Origin of the sequence: Pseudomonas sp. PI1 (genome assembly GCF_000812405.1) — a bacterium.
Classification (GTDB): Bacteria; Pseudomonadota; Gammaproteobacteria; order Pseudomonadales; family Pseudomonadaceae; genus Pseudomonas; species Pseudomonas citronellolis.
In genome coordinates, this window is the sequence record NZ_JWMC01000053.1 from 67528 (window position 1) to 85405 (window position 17878).

The following is a 17878-nucleotide window of genomic DNA, read 5'->3' on the forward strand; positions in this document are numbered from 1 at the left end:
ACGTCAGCCCTTGCGTTCCGGGTTCCACTCCGGATAGGCCGGGACCTCCGCACCGTCAGCCAGCCAGGGACGGTCGTGGGAAGTCCAGATGTGCCGGGCCGGCCGTGCGCCCGGATCTTCGTCGAGGGTGCCCACCCGGAGGATGACGTGGGCTTGCCCGGCGCGCTCGGCGACCAGTTGGCTGCCGCAGCGCGGGCAGAAGCGCCGCAGCTTGCCGGGGGAGGATTCGTAGGCGGCGACCAGTTCTTCCCCGCGGGTCCAGCGGAAATGTTCGCGCAGGACCCCGGCGGTAGTGGCGTAGGCCGCCGCATGGGCCTTCTGGCAGGTACGGCAGTGGCAATGCGCGATCGGCATGTCCAGGCCATCGACCTCGTAGCCGATGGCTCCGCACAGGCAACTGCCTTTCAGGCTCATGGTTTTTTCCTCAAGGCAGCTCGGCACTGCCGTAGAACGCCCCCAGCACCTTGGCCAGGTAGCGCAGGTCGTGGCTGCCGGCCAGTTCGCGGATGCTGTGCATGGCGAAGGTCGGCAGGCCGATGTCGACGGTGCGCACGCCCAGCTGGCTGGCGGTGATCGGGCCGATGGTGGAGCCGCAGCCCATGTCGCTGCGGGTCACGAAGCTCTGCACCGGCACTTCGTTTTCCAGGCACAGGTGGCGGAAGTAGCCGGCGGTCTCGCTGCTGGTGGCGTAGCGCTGGTTGCTGTTGACCTTGATCACCGGGCCGCCGTTGAGCAGCGGGCCGTGGTTGCCGTCGTGCTTGTCGGCGTAGTTGGGGTGCACGCCGTGGGCGTTGTCGGCGGAGACCAGCAGCGAGCGCTGGATCACCCGTACGAAGGCGTCGCCGTCGGGCAGCAGGCGGCGCAGCACCTGCTCCAGGAAGGGGCCGTCGGCGCCGCAGGCCGAGCAGGAGCCGACTTCCTCGTGGTCGGTGCAGACCAGCACCGCGCTCTGCTCGTCGCCGCTGGCCAGCAGGGCCTCCAGGCCGGCGTAGCAGGACAGCAGGTTGTCCAGGCGGGCGCCGGCGATGAACTCGCCGCCCAGGCCTACCACCGCGGCGCGCTGGGTGTCGTAGAAGCTCAGTTCGTAGTCGAGGATGGCGTCGGCGATGATGCCGTGCTCGTTCTGCAACTGCTCGCCGAGCAGGTCGCGGAAGTCGCGGGTCTCGCCGGCGGCCAGTTGGGCGAGGATCGGCGGCAGTTCGGTCTGCGCGTTGATCGCCCAGCCCTGGTTGGCCTCGCGGTTGAGGTGGATGGCCAGGTTGGGGATCACCGCGATGGGCGCGCGGAAGTCGATCAGGCGGCTTTCCACCTTGCCGGCCAGGCGGAAGGTGACGCGCCCGGCCAGGGACAGGTCGCGGTCGAACCAGGGCGCGAACAGGGCGCCGCCGTAGACCTCGACGCCCAGCTGCCAGTAGCCCTTGCGGGCCAGTTCCGGGTTCGGCTTGACGCGCAGGCAGGGGCTGTCGGTGTGCGCGCCGACCAGGCGCAGGCCGTGCTCCAGCGGGGCGTTGCGGCCGAGCTTGAAGGCGATCAGCGAGGAGTCGTTGCGCGTCACGTAGTAGCGCCCACCGGCCTCGGTGCGCCAGGCGTCACGCTCGTCGAGGCGCTGGTAACCGGCCTCCTCGAGGCGCCGGGCGAGGCTGGCGGTGGCGTGGAAAGGCGTCGGCGAGGCCGCGAGGAAATCGATCAGGCCCTGGTTGAGATCTGCACGCATGGGAAACTCCGGACAACGATGGGCGGAAGTTTATCGCAAATGGCGGGGGCGGCGGGGTTGTGGCTATGCCGGCGGGGATTCATCGCGGACTCCGTCCGCGATTCGCGCGCAGGGCGCGCTCCTACAGGGGGATAGCGTGGGTGGGGCGGCGTAGGAGCGGATCTTATCCGCGAATCGCGCCGGGACGTCCGGCTATCGCGGACAAGGTCCGCTATGGGGGCACCATGCCTCACGGTGAATTGTAGAAGCGGGCCCTGCCCGCGATTTCGCGCGCAGGGCGCGCTCCTACATGGTTACGGCATGGGTGGGGCAGCGTAGGAGCGGATCTCATCCGCGAATCGCGCCGGAACCTCCGGCTATCGCGGACAAGGTCCGCTCCTTGGGGGAGAGTGCCACGCCTCACGGCGACCTGTAGGAGCGGGCCCTGCCCGCGATTCGCGCGCAGGGCGCGCTCCTACAGGGGAATGGTGCGGGTGGGGCGGCGTAGGAGCGGATCTCATCCGCGAATCGCGCCGGGATGTCCGGCTTTCGCGGACAAGGTCCGCTACGGGCGTCGTGCCACCACGGCGAAGATATGCCAGTGCTTGGTACCACCGACGGCGGTCTTGCCTTGCCACTCGTGTTCTTCGAAGTGCAGCGTTTCCCAGCCCTGGAAAAGGGCTTGCGCGGCTTCGCGGGTGTGGAAGCTCATGCCGTCGCGCCCCTGCCACTGGTCGCGCTCGCCGAAGAAGTGCCCGGCGAACAGCCCGCCACGCTGCAGGGCAGCCTCGATGCCTTGCCACAGGCGCGGAAAATCGGCGGGCGGGCAGAAGGGCAGGGCGAAGCTGCTGTTGATCAGCTGCGCGTTGGGCAGGGCGGTGTCCTGGAAGCGTTCGCAGCGGGTTCGCAGGCGTTCGGCCTGGCCTGTGGATAAACCTTCCGTCAGGTGACGCAGGCCGGCGGCATTGCTGTCGATCGCCAGCACCCGCCAGCCCCGGCGCAGCAGTTCATGGGTGTCGCGCCCGGAGCCGCAACCCAGGTCGAGGGCCAGGCCGGGTGCGTCGTGCCAATGCTTCAGCGCTTGCATCAGCGACGGATGGGGCGGGGCGCCGCGGGTTGCCCAGTGGAAGTCTTGCCGGTCCATGGCGGTTCCCGCTCAGAACGGCGCCGGCGACTCGAAGCGCAGGCGCTCGCCGGTCTGCGGGTGGGTCAGGCACAGCAGGCTGGCGTGCAGGCATAGGCGGTCGCGCAGGGTCAAGGCTTCGCCCTCGGCGTAGAGGCGGTCGCCGAGCAGCGGGTGGCCGATGGACAGCATGTGTACGCGCAGTTGGTGCGAGCGGCCGGTGATCGGCGTCAGCTCGACTCTTGCGTACTGGCCGCAGCGTTCCACCACGCGCCAGAAGGTCAGGGCGTGGCGGCCGTGCTCGTGGTCGACGATGTGTCGCGGCTTGTTCTCCGGGTCGTAGCGCAGCGGCAGTTCGATGCGCCCGCTGTCCAGCTCCGGTTCGCCCCAGCACAGGGCGGTGTAGGCCTTTTCGGTCTCGCGGTCGTGGAACTGCCGGGACAGCTCGCGGTGGCTGTCGGCGTCGCGGGCCAGCACCATCAGGCCGGAGGTTTCCCAGTCCAGGCGGTGGACGATGCGCGCCTCCGGGTAGCCGTTTTCCTGCAAGCGGGTGACCAGGCAGTCCTTGTTGTCCTCGGCGCGGCCGGGCACCGAGAGCAGCAGGGTGGGCTTGTTCACCACCAGCAGGGCGGCGTCCTGGTGGACGATCTGGATGTTCGACAGCGGCATGGGGCCTCGACAGCGGCTAGAAATGACTGCGGCGGCCGAGGCCGCCGCAGTTCACTCCGGGAACGATCAACGTTCCGGCAGAGTGATGTTGAGTTCCAGGATCGAGCAGCTGCCCTGGTTGGCCAGTTCCACCTGGACCTGTTCCTGGTCGATCGGCACGTATTTGCGGATCACTTCCAGCAGGTCTTTCTGCAGCTGCGGGAGGTAGTCCGGTTGCGAACGGTTGCCGCGCTCGTGGGCGACTATGATCTGGAGTCTTTCCTTCGCGATGGATGCGCTGTTCGGCGCTTTCCGGCTGCGAAAGAAGTCTAAAAGGCTCATTCACGTCCTCCGAACAGTCGTTGCAGGAATCCTTTCTTCTGCACATCGAGGAACCGATGTGGCATCTCTTTGCCCAGCAGGCGGTCGACCGCGTCGCTGTAGGCCTGGCCGGCGTCGCTCTGCTCGTCGAGGATGACCGGCACGCCCTGGTTCGAGGCCTTGAGCACGGCCTGCGACTCGGGGATCACGCCCAGCAGGCGGATCGCCAGGATTTCCTCGACGTCTTCCACGCCGAGCATCTCGCCCTTGGTGACGCGCTCGGGGTTGTAGCGGGTCAGCAGCAGGTGTTCCTTGATCGGCTCCTCGCCCTTCTCGGAACGCGCCGACTTGCTGGCCAGCAGGCCGAGCATGCGGTCGGAGTCGCGCACCGAGGAGACTTCCGGGTTGGTCACGACTATCGCCTCGTCGGCGAAGTACATGGCCAGGTGGGCACCCTTCTCGATGCCGGCCGGGGAGTCGCAGATGATGTATTCGAAGTTCTGCTTGAGTTCTTCCATGACCTTGCCGACGCCTTCCTGGGTCAGGGCGTCCTTGTCACGGGTCTGGCTGGCGGCCAGGACGAACAGGTTCTCGAGGCGCTTGTCCTTGATGAGGGCCTGGGTCAGCGTGGCTTCGCCGTTGATGACGTTGACGAAGTCATAAACCACGCGGCGTTCGCAGCCCATGATCAGGTCGAGGTTACGCAGGCCCACGTCGAAGTCGACGATGACGGTCTTGTGGCCGCGCAGGGCCAGGCCGGTGCCGATGGCGGCGCTGGTGGTGGTTTTACCGACGCCACCCTTACCGGATGTGACTACGAGGATCTTGGCCAAGGTGATTCACCCCAAAGAAAAAACGAAGAGTTCTGGTCCCTGAAATTCGCGGCAGTATCCGTTAAAGGCGGGTGATGTTCAACACGTCTCCCGACAGGCTGACGTGTACCGCCTGCCCCCATTGCGGACTGCGCCTAAGGTCTTCTGCAACCTTGTAATTCCCGGCGATCGAGACCAGTTCGGCGCCCAGTTGCTGACAGAATATTCGCGCGCTGGTGTCGCCCTTGACGCCGGCCAGGGCACGACCGCGCATCGGACCGTATACGTGGATGTTGCCGTCGGCCAGAAGTTCCGCACCGGGGCTCACGGGGGCGAGCACGATGAGGTCGCCGCCGGCGGCGTAGATCTGCACGCCGCCGCGTACCGGGGTGGTCACCAGTTTAGTCGGACGGACGGCCGGAGCGGCGGGTTCGGCAGCCTTTTCAGAGGTCTTTTCAGGGGCTTTTTCAGGCGCCTTGTCCGCCGTCTTGTCGCTGGCCTTGTCGATGGCTTTTTCGACCACCGGTTCGGCCAGCTTCTCGCTACGCGGGCGGCGCACTATGCCTTCGTTCGCCGGGGCCGCCGCGGCGTCCCTGGGTTCCAGCGGGCGGTCGCGGGAGCCGGAGGGCGGCAGCACCGGGATGTCCAGCATGGTCGCCAGGCGCAGGTCTTCCTCGCGGTTGGCGCGGATGGCCAGGGTGCGCAGGCCGTGGCGGCGGCAGATGTCCAGCACGCCCTGCAGGTCGAGCTGGCCCTCGCCGTCGGGCAACTTGTCCAGGGCCAGCACCAGCGGGGTGTCGCGGAAGAAGTTGGGAGCCTGGGCGACCTTGTCGGCGAGCTGACGGTCCAGGCGCGACAGGTCGTTGTGCGCCAGTTCCAGCACGGTGACGGCGAGCATGCTGCCCTTGAGCTGGAAAACGGGATCTTGGTCGAGGAGGTCGGCTTGGCTCATGGTCGCACTGCATCGCTAAATGGCCTCGACTTATAGCGAACCCTCCCGGCAGCCGCAAGCCTGGCGCGGGGCCAGGTGCGATAGTGGCACCGGGGCGGCGGCGCAAAGGCGGCGCTCGCGGTAGAATGCCGCTTTTGCCTGCCATTTCGGAACCCTCCATGGATCGTCCCAGCTTTCGTCCCGCCTTCCTCCATCCGCGCTACTGGCCGCTGTGGCTGGGCCTGGGCGCGCTGTGGCTGGTAGTGCAGCTGCCCTATCCGGCGCTGCTGGCGCTGGGGCGCGGCCTGGGCGCGCTGATGTACCGCGTGGTCGGCAGCCGCCGGGCGATCGCCGCGCGCAACCTGGAGCTGTGCTTTCCCGAGCTGTCCGCCGCCGAGCGCACCCGGCTGCTCAAGGCCAACTTCGCCTCCACCGGCATCGCCTTCTTCGAGATGGCCATGAGCTGGTGGTGGCCCCGGGCGCGCCTGGCGAAGCTCGCCCATATAGAAGGCCTGGAGCACCTGCGCCAGGCCCAGGCCGAAGGCAAGGGCGTGATCCTCATGGCCATGCACTTCACCACCCTGGAGATAGGCGCGGCGCTGCTGGGCCAGGTGCAGACCATCGACGGCATGTACCGCGAGCACGACAACCCGGTGTTCGACTACGTGCAGCGCCGCGGCCGCGAGCGGCACAACCTGGACGCCAGCGCCATCGAGCGCGAGGACGTGCGCGCCATGCTCAAGGTGCTGCGCGCCGGGCGCGCCATCTGGTACGCCCCGGACCAGGACTACGGCGCCAAGCAGAGCCTGTTCGTGCCGCTGTTCGGCATCCAGGCCGCCACCGTCACCGCCACCACCAAGTTCGCCCGCCTGGGCCGCGCGCAGGTCATGCCCTTCACCCAGACGCGCCTGGCCGACGGTTCCGGCTACCGCCTGGTGGTGCACCCGCCGCTACAGGACTTCCCCGGCGAGAGCGAGGAGGCCGACTGCCTGCGCATCAACCAGTGGGTGGAAGCCGAGATCCGCCAGCAGCCCGAGCAGTACCTCTGGGCCCACCGCCGTTTCAAGAGCCGCCCGGAAGGCGCGCCGAAGCTCTACGACAAGCGCTGAGCGCGGCGGCAGGCTTTACCGCGGCGAGCGGCGCTGCATACTCAAATGCAGGACGCATCCAGGACTCCGGTCGTGACTGAATCTGCCGTTCCCCCATCCCCCCAGGCCGTCACCGGCCTCATCCTCTCCGGCGGCGGCGCCCGCGCCGCCTACCAGGTGGGCGTGCTGGCGGCCATCGCCGAGCTGCTGCCGGAGGGCGCGGCCAATCCCTTCCCGGTCATCGTCGGCACCTCGGCCGGCGCCATCAACGCCGTGGGCCTGGCCTGCGGCGCGCTGTCCTTCCGCGAGGCCATCCACAGCCTGACGCGGGTGTGGAAGGGCTTCCACACCGGCCAGGTGTACCGCGCCGATTTCACCGGGGTGCTCGGCCAGGCCCTGCGCTTCCTCGGCCATAGCCTGCTGGGCCTGGGCCGGCGGCGGCCGGTGGCGCTGCTCGACAGCACGCCGCTGCGCCACCTGCTGGCCCGCGAGATGGACTTTTCCGGCATCAGCGCCGCCCTGCAGCAACGCAAGCTGCGCGCGGTGGCGGTGACCGCCTTCGGCTATGACTCCGGGCAGGCGGTGACCTTCTACCAGGGCCGCGCCACCATCGAGCCCTGGCTGCGCCACCGGCGCATCGGCGTGCCGACGCGTCTGTGCCTGGAGCACCTGCTGGCCAGCTCGGCGATCCCGCTGCTGTTCGCCCCGGTGCGCATCAAGCGCGAGTACTACGGCGACGGCGCGGTGCGCCAGCAGGCGCCGATCAGCCCGGCGCTGCACCTGGGCGCCAACCGCGTGCTGGTGATCGGCGTCAGCGGCAACCCGATGCGCAACGACCCCAACGAAGGCGCCGGCCAGGCCAGCGGGCGGCCGCCGACCCTGGCGCAGATGGGCATCCACCTGCTCAACAGCACCTTCATCGATAGCCTGGAGGGCGATATCGAGGTGTTGCAGCGCGTCAATTACCTGGGCTCGCTGGTGCCCCAGGAGCGCCGCTGTCACGAGGCAGGGCTGCGCGAGGTGGAGGTGCTGCTGGTGTCGCCGTCGCGGCCGCTGGACGAGATCGCGGCCAAGCACCGCAAGGAACTGCCCTGGGCGGTCCGCCTGTTCCTGCGCGGCCCGGGCGCGACGCGGGCGAGCGGGGCGGGGGTGCTGAGCTACCTGCTGTTCGAGCGCGGCTATTGCCACGAGCTGATCCGCCTGGGCTACAAGGATGCGATGGACAAGCGCGCGGAGCTGGTGCGCTTTCTTGGGCTGGAGGAGCATTGTCTGTAGGGGAGGGGCAGCGTAGGAGCGGACCTTGTCCGCGATAGCCGGAGGTTCCGGCGCGATTCGCGGATAAGATCCGCTCCTACGCCGCCCCACCCACGCCGTAACCATGTAGGAGCGCGCCCTGCGCGCGAAATCGCGGGCAGGGCCCGCTCCTACAGGTTGCCGGGGGCACGGTATTCCTCCCCCGTAGGAGCGGACCTTGTCCGCGATAGCCGGAGGTTCCGGCGCGATTCGCGGATAAGATCCGCTCCTACGCTGCCCCACCCATGCCGTAACCATGTAGGAGCGCGCCCTGCGCGCGATTTCGCGGGCAGGGCCGCGACCCCGGCGGCTCAGACCGCCAGTACGCCATCCCGGTAATCGCGCAGGGCCTGTTCGATCTCCTCGCGGCTGTTCATCACGAAGGGCCCGTACTGCACGATCGGCTCGTTCAGCGGCTTGCCGGCCAGCAGCAGGACTCGCGCGCCCTGGTCGCTGTGCAGCTTCACCGCGTCGCCTTCGCCCAGGCGCGCCAGGCGGTTGGTGCCGACCTCGCCGCCGCGCTCGGCCTGCACCTGCAGGCTGCCTTCGTAGACGTACAGCAGCGCGCGGTGGCTGCCCGGCAGGTTGAGGCCGATGTCGGCGCCGGCCGGCAGCTTCAGGTCGTAGTAGTGCGGTTCGGTGTCCGGGCGCTGCACGGCGCCGTCGAGTTGCACCTGGCTATCGTCGAAGCGCCCGGCGATCACGGTCGCTTCCACGCCGTTGGCGGTGGTGGTGCGCGGTACGTCTTGCGGCTCGATGTCGCGGTAGCCGGCCGGGCCGAGCTTGCTCTTGCCGGGCAGGTTCAGCCACAGCTGGAAGCCGCGCATGGCGCCTTGCTCCTGCTCGGGCATCTCGCTGTGGATGATGCCGTGGGCGGCGGTCATCCACTGCACGCCGCCGGGCTTGAGCAGGCCCTCGTTGCCCAGGTGGTCGCGGTGGCGCATGCGTCCTTCGAGCATGTAGGTCACTGTCTCGAAGCCGCGGTGCGGGTGGTCGGGGAAGCCGCCGATGTAGTCGTCGGGGTTCTGGGTGTCGAACTGGTCGAGCATCAGGAAGGGATCGAAGCGTTCGATGCCCGGGCCGCCGATCACGCGGGTCAGGCGCACGCCGGCGCCGTCGGAGGCGGGGCGGCCGATGTGCAGGTCGATCAGGTTGCGCAACTGGGTCATGGTGGACCTCCTCGTTCAGGCATGGAGGCCATGGTAGTCCCGCCGATTGAATGAATGGTTGCGAGTTTTGCGGGCCGAATATCGAATTTGTCGATATTCGGCCCGCCCACTCATTCGCCGATCTGCAGCTTGCGCGCCTCGGTATAGAAGTAGCGCAGCTTCTCGTACTCGAAGGGCGTGTTCATCTGCCCGTAGCGGAAGCTGTTGCTGTAGCGCCGGTCGATGATCTCCAGGGTGGGGATTTCCCAGTAGTCGCCGCTGGCGCTGGCCACGCCCAGGTAGTCCACCTGCTGGCCGGCGACGAAGTCGGTGACCAGCCCGCCGGTGTCGCGCAGGTTGGACGGGCCGAGGATCGGCAGCATCAGGTAGGGGCCGGCGGGCACGCCGTAGAAGCCGAGGGTCTGGCCGAAGTCCTCGGGTTGCCGCGGCAGGCCCATGCGGGTGGCCGGGTCCCACAGGCCGAGCACGCCGAAGGTGGTGTTGAACAGCAGCCGCGCGGTGGTGTTCATGGCCCGCTTGCCCTTGAACTGCAGCAGGCTGTTGAGCAGGCTCGGCACCTCGGCGATGTTGCTGAAGAAGTTGCTCACGCCGCTGCGCACGAAGCGTGGGGTGACGTACTCGTAGCCGTGCACCACGGGCAGGAACACCCACTCGTCGAAGCGGTAGTTGAAGTGGTAGACGCGGCGGTTCCACGACTCCCAGGGGTCGTAGACGTTGAGCGCGCTGAGGGTGGCGCGTTCGAACTCGCGCTGGTCCAGGCCGGGGTTGAACTTGAGCGCGTCCAGCGGGTGCTTGAAGCCGTCGGCGTCGGGCGTCAGCTGCACCTGCCTGGCGGCCGAGGGCGGCACGGCGGGCGCCGGGCCGAGGTCGGAGGCGTTGTCGGCGTGGGCCAGCGCGCTGCCCAGCAGCAGGGCCAGCAGCCAGGGGGATCGGCGGGTCATCTAGTGCTTTCCTGTGTCGGCGGCGGCCTGCAGGGTGGCGTCCTGGCCGCGGAAGAAGTCCAGCATGTCCTGGGCGTTGACCCGGTAGTTGAGGTTGCCGCAATGGCCGCCCAGCGGGTACAGCGTCAGCCGGTCGCCGAAGGTGCGGCGCAGGAAGCCGATGTCGCCGGGGCCGAGGATGACGTCGTCGGCGTTGTGCATCACGGCGATCTTCGGCGTGTCGTGCAGGTACTGCTGCAGGGCGTACAGGCTGGTCTGCTGGATCAGCTGCGGCAGGCTGCCGCCGCCATGGCGCTTGCGCCACATGGGGATCAGCTGTTCGACCATATAGCAGTCGAAGTCGCATTGCAGCGCGCGCTTGAAGAAGGGTTCCAGGCTGGTGCCCTCGTTGATCGGGTAGTGCGGCGGGGTGACCAGCCCGCGCTGGTTGATCAGGTCCGAGGTGAAGGCGATGTCGGCGGAGGAGAAGCGGAAGCTCGTGCCGATCAGCATGGCCATCTCTTCGTTGGTCAGGTGCTGCCTGGAGTGCTGGAAGTCGTAGAGGAAGGCATCGTTGAGGTCGATGTAGCCCTTTTGCTGGAAGTAGCGCGTCAGCTTGCCGAGCACCAGTTGGTAGTAGGTCCTGGAGTCGGTGATGCCCTTGACCTGGGTCTGCACCAGGCGGTCGAGGTTGCTCACCGAGGTGTAGAGGTTCACCGGCGGGTTGAGCAGCAGCACGCGCTTGAAGTTGAAGCTGCGGCGGGTTTCGTCGAGGTGGCTGACGAAGGCCGCGTGCAGCGCGCCGAGGCTGTAGCCGGTGAGGTAGTAGTCGGTGACCGGCAGGCTCGGGTGCTGGGCGCGTACCGCCTGCATCACCCGGTACAGGTCGTCGGCGTCGTCGGGGCTGTAGCCGGGGGTGGCGCGCATCGAGGCGCCGGCCATGAAGTCCCAGCTGGTCGGCGAGGAAATCTGCACCACGTGGTAGCCGGCGCCGTAGAACAGGCGCTTGAGGTACTCCGGGGTGCTGCTGAGGTAGCTGGCGCCGGTGCCGGCGATGACGAACACCAGCGGCGCCGGGTGGTCCTGGCGGGCCAGGCGGTAGTGCAGCTTCTTCACCGGCCAGAAGTTGTCCGGCAGCTGGAACTCGCGCTCCGGACGCAGCTTGAGGGCGTAGTCGTGCTGGTCGATGTCGGCATCGTCCGGCAACTGCGGGCGCAGCTCCGCTGGGGTGGTGGCGATGGTCGCTTCGAAGGGGTTGCCCAGGGGGTAGCCGTAACTGGCTGGGTCGACATCCCTGGCGAGCGCCGGACCTGCGAAGCCCATGACGAGGCTGCCGAGCAGGGCAGCCACGCGCGTAAGCAGAGGCATGCGGTGGATTCCTTTCAGTAGGACGCGAAATGCAGTGAAACCGAGCACTGTGACAAGTGCAAGTTCTACAAGTGCTGTAGGACGCGTCCGGAATCCTCCTGGGTGGTCGTTCAGTCGCGCCGGCCGAGGCGGGCGAGGGCATCGCCCGCCAGGCGGTAGACGGTCCATTCGTCCAGGGGCACGGCGCCCAGGCTGCGGTAGAAGCCGATGGCCGGTTCGTTCCAGTCCAGCACCGACCACTCCAGGCGCCCGCACTTGCGTTCCACCGCCAGGCGCGCCAGTTCGCTCAGCAGCGCCTTGCCCAGGCCCAGGCCACGGGCGCTGGGGCGCACGTAGAGGTCTTCGAGGTAGATGCCGGGCTGGCTCAGCCAGGTGGAGTAGTTGTGGAAGAACAGCGCGAAGCCGGCGCCGACGCCGTCCACCTCGCCGATCAGCACCTCGGCGTAGGGGCGCGGGCCGAACAGGTGCTCATGCATGCGCCCGGCGTCGGCCTTGTTCTCGTGGGATAGGCGTTCGTAGTCGGCCAGCTCGGCGATCAGTTCGAGAATCAGCGGGACGTCGTCGGGGCGGGCGGGGCGCAGCTGGATGCGGGACATGGCGATCTCCTTGAAGCGGACCGCCGAGCATGCCGTGCCGGCCCGGCGCTGGCAACCTCGGCGGTGGGGGATGCGCAGCTGCTGCAGCCGCCCACGCCAGGGGGCTGCGCCTCTTGCATCGGGCCTTGCGCTGGTTATGCTGGGCGCCCTTCGCCCGCGGAAGTGGCGCCATGCCCCCACGTTCATCGCTGATCCTGCTCTGCCTCGCCGCCCTCTGGCTGGCCGCCTGCTATGGCGTGCGCTTCGGCCTGCTGGAAAACGGCAGCTGGGTGGACGTGTGCGCCGACGATGCGGCGCTGTGGGCGTGCCAGGCGCGCTCCGGGCTGGGCCTGCTGATCCATTTCGGGGTGTTCGGCCAGGCGGCGTTGGCAGCGTCCGTGCCGGCCTTTCTGCTGCCGGGGCGCATCGGCTGGTGGCTGGCGGCCCTGGCGTTGTTCGTCGGCCTGCTGGCGCTGGTGTTCTATAGCGTGAGCATGGCGGTGTTCGCCGTGGTGCTGGCCGGGCTGCGCCTGGTGCGCCAGCCGCGCCCGGCGCGGGCCTGAGTCAGGCGGCCGGGGCCGAGGCTGCGGCCGCCACGCACCTTTCCTGGCGCAGGCCGCGCCACAGGGCGCCGGCGAGCAGCAGGGCGATCCCCGCCCAGATCAGCGCCTGGCGGTTGCCCAGCCCTTCCAGCACGAGTTGCGGGATGATGCCCGCGGCGATCAGCAGCGCCAGCAGGCCGGCCTCGCGGTGTGGCGCGGTCGCCGGCCGGCAGAGGTAGACCAGCGCCGGGAACAGCAGCGCCGCGTTGGGGAAGTTGCGGTAGCGCGCGTCGAACACCAGGGCCAGCATCCACACCGCTCCGGCGAAGCCGCTGGCCAGCAGCCACCAGCCGCCGCGGGCCTCCAGCCAGGCCAGCAGGCGCGCGCGCCAACCGGCCCCGGCGCCCAGCGCCAGGGAGAGGTGCAGCAGCACCAACAGGTTGAGCAGCACCAGGTAGGCCGCCCACAGCCATTCGTCGAGGAAGGTGCAGATCACCTGTGCCTGGGCGCCCCACAGGCCGACGCAGGCAGCGCCGAGGGCGGCAGCCAGTGGCTGCAGCAGGGCCTCACGGGCGCGGGCCGGGCGGCCGCCGAGCAGCAGGGCGGCGCCCCACAGCGCCAGCGACAGGCCCAGCCAGCGCGGCCAGTCCGGCTGGTTGGAAACCGGCCCGGCGAGCACGTTCTTGTCCTGCCGGTCGGCGTCGAACAGGCCCCAGTAGCCGCCCACGGCGCCCTCAATGCGGCGCTTCCACGGCTGGTCGAAGGCCTCGATCAGGTTGTAGCGCCAGCCGTGCTCCTCGGCCAGGCGCACGAAGTCGCGGACGTAGCGCGCCTCGTTGACGCGGCTGGGCAGGGCGGTCTGGCGCTGGCGGCCCTCGCTGGGCCAACCGGTCTCGCCGATCAGGATGGCCTTGCCGGGGAAGGCCTGGTCGAAGCGCCGGCGGATGTCCGCGACGTGCTCCAGGGCGCCGTCGATGCCGCTGGGCTGGTTGTCCCAGTAGGGCAGCAGGTGCAGGGTGATGAAGTCGACGCTGGCCGCCAGCTGCGGGTGCTTGAGCCAGTATTCCCAGACTTCGGCGTAGGACACCGGCTGGCGCACCTGGCTTTTCACCCGCGCCAGCAGGCCTTCGAGGTACTTGCTGGTGACCTCCTGGCGCAGCAGCGTCTCGTTGCCGACGATCACCGCCTGGACCACGTCGGGGTAGGCGTTGGCCGCCGCTATCAGCTTCTGCACCTCGCGTTCGCTGTCGGCGGGGATGGCGTTGATCCAGGCGCCGAGGATCAGCTTCAGGCCATGCTTGCGGGCCAGCTCGGGAATGCCCTCCAGGCCGCTCATGGAATAGGTGCGCACGCAGGTGAAGCGCGTCGCCAGCAGCGCCAGGTCGGCGTCCATCTGCGCCGGGCGCAGGGTGAAGGGCTGATCGAAGGGCGACTGGTCCTTGCCGAAGGGGCTGTAGGAGGCGCACTGCAGCTTGTGCGTGGGGCCGGCCGCGTCGGGCAGGACGATGGCGCGGCCTTGCAGGTACCAGGTGGCGCAGAGGGCAAGGGTGGCCAGGAGCAGACCGAGACAGTAGGCTGAAAAAGGATGGCGCTGGAATCTGGGCATGGGCGCGGTGCTTTCGAGCAGGTCGCGCATCTTAGCAATGCCCCGCCTCCGGCGTCTGTGCAGACGAGCGTGGGATGGCTCTCTGGCATCAGTGGGGGACACAAGCATGTCGTAAATGCTCCGTGGTTGTCGTAATTGGACAGTCGTTGTCGCGTACCGGCAGGTTGCGCGTCGTTCTCGGAGCAGCCCGCCAGCCCCTCGCGCCGATGATGGAGGGGCGGCCAAGACCGTCCCGGAGCGCTCGTTCCGGTGAACCTAGAACAAGGGGAGACTCTTATGCGAATGATGCGACGACTGATGGGCCTGGGTGCGGGGCTCGTGCTGTCGGCGGCAGCGGGCCTGGCCGGTGCGGCGGCCAAGCCGGAGATCACCATCGGCTACGTGGATGGCTGGTCGGACAGCGTGGCGACCACCCACGTGGCCGCCGAGGTGATCCGCGAGAAGCTCGGCTACCCGGTCAAGCTGATGCCGGTGGCGGCCGGGATCATGTGGCAGGGCGTGGCCCGCGGCAAGCTCGACGCCATGCTCTCGGCGTGGCTGCCGGTGACCCACGGCGCCTACTACGCGAAGATGAAGGACCAGGTGGTCAACCTGGGCGTCAACTACCCCGGGGCGAAGATCGGCCTGATCGTGCCGGAGTACGTCAAGGCCAACAGCATCGAAGACCTCAAGGCGATGAAGGACGACTTCGGCGGCCGCATCGTCGGCATCGACGCCGGCGCCGGGGTGATGCTCAAGACCGACCAGGCGATCAAGGACTACGGCCTGGACTACAAGCTGGTGGCCAGCTCCGGCAGCGGCATGATCGCCGAGCTGACCCGCGCCGAGAACGACAAGAAGGCGGTGGCGGTGACCGGCTGGATTCCGCACTGGATGTTCGCCAAGTGGAAGCTGAAGTTCCTCGATGATCCGAAGAAGGTCTACGGCGAGGAAGAGCACGTCGACAGCGTGGCCAACCCGGCGCTGGAGAAGAAGGCCCCGGAAGTCTGGGCGCTGCTGAAGAAGCTGCAATGGAAGGACGGCGCGGAGATCGGCCAGGTGATGCTCGCCATCCAGGACGGCGCCAAGCCCGAGGAGGCGGCCAAGCAGTGGGTGGCCAGCCATCCGGACCGGGTGAAGGAGTGGACGCAGTAAGGCTTTGCCTGGCCTGGCGGTAGGTTGCTGCCGGGTCGGTGGAGGTTGTGAGGAGAGCCGCTTCCCTTTTGGGGGAAGCGGCTTTTTTGTTTGTTGGGGGCTGTTCGTGCCACCGGGGCGCCTGGCGTGGCCGGTGAATCCAATCGCGGACAAGGTCCGCTCCTACGCCCGGCCTTCCTGGACCTGTAAGCGGGCCCTGCCCGCGATTTCGCGCGCAGGGCGCGCTCCTACATGGGAATGGTGCGGGTGGGCGGCGTAGGAGCGGCTCCTACGAAGAGCCCCACGGCGTGGCCGCCAAGGCTCAACCCATCCTACGAAAATCATCCTGGCGCGGTCGGCAAATGACGGGAGTGGAGGAGGGTGCCGGACTGGCAAGCCACTCCGAACGGCCCCCTCTCCCTCTGGGAGAGGGCTGGGGTGAGGGCGCCCTTGAACCCAGCACCATAACTCCCGGCAAACCCCATTCGCGAGCAAGCTCGCTCCTACAGGTACCTCCGCCATTTCTGCGCCGAAGGCTCTAGAAAGCCACTCCCAGCCCGCTACGACTAAAGTCGTCTGGAGGCCTTGCACCAGAGTCCTAAAGTGGGGATCGACGACATCCGCGTCATCCCCCGCTGTGAGGACAAGAACAAAATGAACGACAGCATCTACCAGCGGATTGATACCAATCCGCGCTTCAAGGAACTGGTGGCCAAACGCGAGCGATTCGCCTGGCTGCTCTCACTGATCATGCTGGGCCTGTACGTGGCCTTCATCCTGCTGATCGCATTCGAACCGCAAGTGCTGGGCACCAAGGTGAGCCCCGATTCCTCGGTGACCTGGGGCATTCCCCTGGGCGTCGGGCTGATTCTGTCCGCCTTCGTCCTCACCGGCATCTACGTGCGCCGCGCCAATGGCGAGTTCGACCGCCTGAACCAGGAAGTCCTCAAGGAGGTCCAGCAATGATCGCCCGCCTGTTCGCGGCCCTCGGCCTGGCCGCCTTCGCCCCCGCCCTCTGGGCCGACGCCCTGACCGGCGATGTGCAACGCCAGCCGATCAACGTCTCGGCGATCGTCATGTTCGTCGCCTTCGTCGGCTTCACCCTGTGCATCACCTACTGGGCCTCCAAGCGCAGCAAGTCGGCCGCCGACTTCTACACCGCAGGCGGCAGCATCACCGGCTTCCAGAATGGCCTGGCGATCGCCGGCGACTACATGTCCGCCGCGTCCTTCCTGGGGATTTCCGCGCTGGTGTTCACCTCCGGCTACGACGGCCTGATCTACTCCATCGGCTTCCTCGTGGGCTGGCCGATCATTCTCTTCCTGATCGCCGAGCGCCTGCGCAACCTCGGCAAGTACACCTTCGCCGACGTGGCCTCCTACCGCCTCAAGCAGAAGGACATCCGCACCCTGTCCGCCTGCGGCTCGCTGGTGGTGGTGGCCTTCTACCTGATCGCGCAGATGGTCGGCGCCGGCAAGCTGATCGAACTGCTGTTCGGCCTGAACTACCACGTCGCCGTGGTCATGGTCGGCATCCTGATGGTGCTCTACGTGCTGTTCGGCGGCATGCTGGCCACCACCTGGGTACAGATCATCAAGGCCGTGCTGCTGCTGTGCGGCGCTTCCTTCATGGCGATCATGGTGCTCAAGCACGTCAACTTCGACATCAGCGCGCTGTTCTCCGAAGCCATCAAGGTGCACCCCAAGGGCGAGGCCATCATGAGCCCCGGCGGCCTGGTGAAGGACCCGATCTCGGCCTTCTCCCTGGGCTTCGCGCTGATGTTCGGCACCGCCGGCCTGCCGCACATCCTGATGCGCTTCTTCACCGTCAGTGACGCCAAGGAAGCCCGCAAGTCGGTGTTCTTCGCCACCGGTTTCATCGGCTACTTCTACATCCTGACCTTCATCATCGGCTTCGGCGCCATCGTGCTGGTGAGCACCAACCCGGCCTTCAAGGACGCCGCCGGCGCCCTGATCGGCGGCAACAACATGGCCGCCGTGCACCTGGCCGACGCCGTGGGCGGCAGCCTGTTCCTGGGCTTCATCTCCGCGGTGGCCTTCGCCACCATCCTCGCGGTGGTCGCCGGCCTGACCCTGGCCGGTGCCTCGGCGGTGTCCCACGACCTGTACGCCAGCGTGATCAAGGGCGGCAAGGCCAACGAGAAGGACGAGCTGCGCGTGTCGAAGATCACCACCGTCGCCCTGGGCGTGGTCGCGATCGTCCTCGGCATCCTGTTCGAGAAGCAGAACATCGCCTTCATGGTCGGCCTGGCCTTCTCCATCGCCGCCAGCTGCAACTTCCCGGTGCTGCTGCTCTCGATGTACTGGAAGAAGCTGACCACCCGCGGCGCCATGATCGGCGGCTGGCTGGGCCTGATCACCGCGGTGGTGCTGATGATCCTCGGCCCGACCATCTGGGTGCAGATCCTCGGCCACGAGAAAGCCATCTACCCGTTCGAATACCCGGCGCTGTTCTCCATGGCCGTGGCCTTCATCGGCATCTGGTTCTTCTCCATCACCGACAAGTCGGCGGCGGCGGACGAGGAGCGCGCACGCTTCTTCCCGCAGTTCATCCGCTCGCAGACCGGCCTGGGCGCCAGTGGCGCAGTAGCCCACTGATGCCTCGCGGCTGACCCGACGAAGCCGGAGGCTCGCCTCCGGCTTCGCCTTTTACGCA

General features: G+C 67.9%; 18 protein-coding genes. 6 read left to right on the top strand and 12 right to left on the bottom strand.

The annotated features are described in order from the left end of the window. Nucleotides 1-3 precede the first annotated feature (3 nt). The 7 genes from RN02_RS18045 to minC all read right to left on the bottom strand — a co-directional run bounded on the left by RN02_RS18045 (nt 4) and on the right by minC (nt 5549). Nucleotides 4-414 carry a GFA family protein gene (locus RN02_RS18045; RefSeq protein WP_082033830.1) on the bottom strand — a complete coding sequence of 137 codons (411 nt, stop codon included), beginning with the start codon at nt 412-414 and terminating at the stop codon, nt 4-6. Nucleotides 415-424: 10 nt separating this feature from the next. Beyond that, entirely contained in the window at nt 425-1714 is a 1290-nt protein-coding gene (locus RN02_RS18050) for a M18 family aminopeptidase (RefSeq protein WP_043315630.1), read from the bottom strand. 544 nt (nt 1715-2258) lie between these two features. After that, entirely contained in the window at nt 2259-2837 is a 579-nt protein-coding gene (locus RN02_RS18055; protein WP_043315633.1) for a class I SAM-dependent methyltransferase, read from the bottom strand. 12 nt (nt 2838-2849) lie between these two features. Further along, nucleotides 2850-3485, bottom strand: coding sequence for an RluA family pseudouridine synthase (locus RN02_RS18060; protein ID WP_043315636.1), 636 nt, complete (start codon nt 3483-3485; stop codon nt 2850-2852). A 66-nt stretch (nt 3486-3551) separates the two neighbouring features. After that, nucleotides 3552-3806, bottom strand: coding sequence for a cell division topological specificity factor MinE (minE, locus tag RN02_RS18065; protein WP_009620516.1), 255 nt, complete (start codon nt 3804-3806; stop codon nt 3552-3554). Beyond that, on the bottom strand, nt 3803-4618 hold the full coding sequence (gene minD / locus RN02_RS18070; protein WP_009620514.1) for a septum site-determining protein MinD: 816 nt from the start codon (nt 4616-4618) through the stop codon (nt 3803-3805). Before minD ends, minE begins: the two co-directional genes overlap by 4 nt. Nucleotides 4619-4679: 61 nt before the next feature. Next, nucleotides 4680-5549: a septum site-determining protein MinC gene (minC, locus tag RN02_RS18075; protein ID WP_043315639.1), complete on the bottom strand. Its 870-nt coding sequence runs from the start codon at nt 5547-5549 to the stop codon at nt 4680-4682. A gap of 158 nt (nt 5550-5707) precedes the next feature. Here minC and RN02_RS18080 point away from each other — a divergent pair, with 158 nt between their 5' ends. Both RN02_RS18080 and RN02_RS18085 read left to right on the top strand, forming a co-directional pair. Then, nucleotides 5708-6637, top strand: coding sequence for a lipid A biosynthesis lauroyl acyltransferase (locus tag RN02_RS18080; RefSeq protein WP_009620510.1), 930 nt, complete (start codon nt 5708-5710; stop codon nt 6635-6637). Nucleotides 6638-6709: 72 nt separating this feature from the next. Next, nucleotides 6710-7891, top strand: coding sequence for a patatin-like phospholipase family protein (locus tag RN02_RS18085; RefSeq protein ID WP_043271042.1), 1182 nt, complete (start codon nt 6710-6712; stop codon nt 7889-7891). A gap of 329 nt (nt 7892-8220) precedes the next feature. Here RN02_RS18085 and RN02_RS18090 read toward each other — a convergent pair whose 3' ends face one another. The 4 genes from RN02_RS18090 to RN02_RS18105 all read right to left on the bottom strand — a co-directional run bounded on the left by RN02_RS18090 (nt 8221) and on the right by RN02_RS18105 (nt 11962). Beyond that, complete coding sequence (locus tag RN02_RS18090) at nt 8221-9078, bottom strand: pirin family protein (RefSeq protein ID WP_043315643.1); 858 nt, start codon at nt 9076-9078, stop codon at nt 8221-8223. A 110-nt stretch (nt 9079-9188) separates the two neighbouring features. Next, on the bottom strand, nt 9189-10019 hold the full coding sequence (locus RN02_RS18095; RefSeq protein ID WP_043271038.1) for an MlaA family lipoprotein: 831 nt from the start codon (nt 10017-10019) through the stop codon (nt 9189-9191). Beyond that, a complete protein-coding gene (locus RN02_RS18100; protein ID WP_043315646.1) occupies nt 10020-11366 on the bottom strand; it encodes a serine/threonine protein kinase in 1347 nt (448 codons plus the stop codon). A gap of 110 nt (nt 11367-11476) precedes the next feature. Continuing rightward, nucleotides 11477-11962 carry a GNAT family N-acetyltransferase gene (locus RN02_RS18105; RefSeq protein WP_009620500.1) on the bottom strand — a complete coding sequence of 162 codons (486 nt, stop codon included), beginning with the start codon at nt 11960-11962 and terminating at the stop codon, nt 11477-11479. A 170-nt stretch (nt 11963-12132) separates the two neighbouring features. Between RN02_RS18105 and RN02_RS18110 the strand changes: the two genes are divergently transcribed. Next, on the top strand, nt 12133-12504 hold the full coding sequence (locus RN02_RS18110; protein ID WP_043271033.1) for a hypothetical protein: 372 nt from the start codon (nt 12133-12135) through the stop codon (nt 12502-12504). A 1-nt stretch (nt 12505) separates the two neighbouring features. Here the strand turns inward: RN02_RS18110 and RN02_RS18115 are convergent, their stop codons facing one another. After that, on the bottom strand, nt 12506-14089 hold the full coding sequence (locus tag RN02_RS18115) for a glycoside hydrolase family 17 protein (RefSeq protein WP_043315720.1): 1584 nt from the start codon (nt 14087-14089) through the stop codon (nt 12506-12508). Between the two features lie 276 nt (nt 14090-14365). Between RN02_RS18115 and RN02_RS18120 the strand changes: the two genes are divergently transcribed. The 3 genes from RN02_RS18120 (at nt 14366) to RN02_RS18130 (ending at nt 17820) form a co-directional block, all read left to right on the top strand. Beyond that, entirely contained in the window at nt 14366-15223 is an 858-nt protein-coding gene (locus RN02_RS18120) for a glycine betaine ABC transporter substrate-binding protein (protein ID WP_043315653.1), read from the top strand. Nucleotides 15224-15856: 633 nt separating this feature from the next. Further along, entirely contained in the window at nt 15857-16168 is a 312-nt protein-coding gene (locus RN02_RS18125; protein WP_024128557.1) for a DUF485 domain-containing protein, read from the top strand. Continuing rightward, the gene (locus tag RN02_RS18130) at nt 16165-17820 is read left to right on the top strand and encodes a cation acetate symporter (protein WP_009620490.1); all 1656 of its coding nucleotides are present in this window, start codon (nt 16165-16167) and stop codon (nt 17818-17820) included. Before RN02_RS18125 ends, RN02_RS18130 begins: the two co-directional genes overlap by 4 nt. Nucleotides 17821-17878 lie beyond the last annotated feature (58 nt).

Coding starts and splice junctions, on each gene's coding strand:
- RN02_RS18045 (WP_082033830.1), bottom strand. CDS start 414: ATGAGCCTGAAAGGCAGTTGCCTGTGCGGAGCCATCGGCTACGAGGTC.
- RN02_RS18105 (WP_009620500.1), bottom strand. CDS start 11,962: ATGTCCCGCATCCAGCTGCGCCCCGCCCGCCCCGACGACGTCCCGCTG.
- RN02_RS18060 (WP_043315636.1), bottom strand. CDS start 3,485: ATGCCGCTGTCGAACATCCAGATCGTCCACCAGGACGCCGCCCTGCTG.
- RN02_RS18100 (WP_043315646.1), bottom strand. CDS start 11,366: ATGCCTCTGCTTACGCGCGTGGCTGCCCTGCTCGGCAGCCTCGTCATG.
- minE (WP_009620516.1), bottom strand. CDS start 3,806: ATGAGCCTTTTAGACTTCTTTCGCAGCCGGAAAGCGCCGAACAGCGCA.
- RN02_RS18095 (WP_043271038.1), bottom strand. CDS start 10,019: ATGACCCGCCGATCCCCCTGGCTGCTGGCCCTGCTGCTGGGCAGCGCG.
- minC (WP_043315639.1), bottom strand. CDS start 5,549: ATGAGCCAAGCCGACCTCCTCGACCAAGATCCCGTTTTCCAGCTCAAG.
- RN02_RS18080 (WP_009620510.1), top strand. CDS start 5,708: ATGGATCGTCCCAGCTTTCGTCCCGCCTTCCTCCATCCGCGCTACTGG.
- RN02_RS18115 (WP_043315720.1), bottom strand. CDS start 14,089: ATGCCCAGATTCCAGCGCCATCCTTTTTCAGCCTACTGTCTCGGTCTG.
- RN02_RS18090 (WP_043315643.1), bottom strand. CDS start 9,078: ATGACCCAGTTGCGCAACCTGATCGACCTGCACATCGGCCGCCCCGCC.
- RN02_RS18120 (WP_043315653.1), top strand. CDS start 14,366: ATGCGAATGATGCGACGACTGATGGGCCTGGGTGCGGGGCTCGTGCTG.
- RN02_RS18125 (WP_024128557.1), top strand. CDS start 15,857: ATGAACGACAGCATCTACCAGCGGATTGATACCAATCCGCGCTTCAAG.
- RN02_RS18055 (WP_043315633.1), bottom strand. CDS start 2,837: ATGGACCGGCAAGACTTCCACTGGGCAACCCGCGGCGCCCCGCCCCAT.
- RN02_RS18110 (WP_043271033.1), top strand. CDS start 12,133: ATGCCCCCACGTTCATCGCTGATCCTGCTCTGCCTCGCCGCCCTCTGG.
- RN02_RS18050 (WP_043315630.1), bottom strand. CDS start 1,714: ATGCGTGCAGATCTCAACCAGGGCCTGATCGATTTCCTCGCGGCCTCG.
- RN02_RS18130 (WP_009620490.1), top strand. CDS start 16,165: ATGATCGCCCGCCTGTTCGCGGCCCTCGGCCTGGCCGCCTTCGCCCCC.